Source organism: Desulfovibrio desulfuricans, assembly GCF_024460775.1.
Lineage (GTDB): Bacteria > Desulfobacterota > Desulfovibrionia > Desulfovibrionales > Desulfovibrionaceae > Desulfovibrio > Desulfovibrio desulfuricans_E.
The window spans coordinates 1-273 of the sequence record NZ_JANFYZ010000062.1 but is presented as its reverse complement, the minus strand read 5'-3'; the positions used below and the strand labels follow the sequence as shown (position 1 = coordinate 273).

At 37.4% G+C, this 273-nt stretch carries 1 protein-coding gene; it reads right to left on the bottom strand.

Annotation, left to right across the window (positions count from 1 at the left end):
* On the bottom strand, window positions 1-273 hold a 273-nt coding region (locus tag NE637_RS15415; protein WP_256267809.1), incomplete at both ends, for an InlB B-repeat-containing protein.

Below are 273 nucleotides of genomic sequence, written 5' to 3'. Positions count from 1 at the left end.
CATTTGCATAGGACACATCGCACAAAACCGAAACTTCTTTTTGAATTTCTTCTGCTTCTTCAACATAAACAGATGTCACAGCTATGTCTTTATATACTGTAAATGTATAAGATTCATTGTAACAGATCGGTTTTTCATTCACAGTCCAGTGTGAAAACTTCTTTCCTTCAGGAGCCTGTGCTGCTACAACTCTTACCTGATCTCCGACTTCACAATATTTTGTTTCTGTGTTTCCGTTGTTATTGATCGTAACAACCGCCTTTAACTGCAATC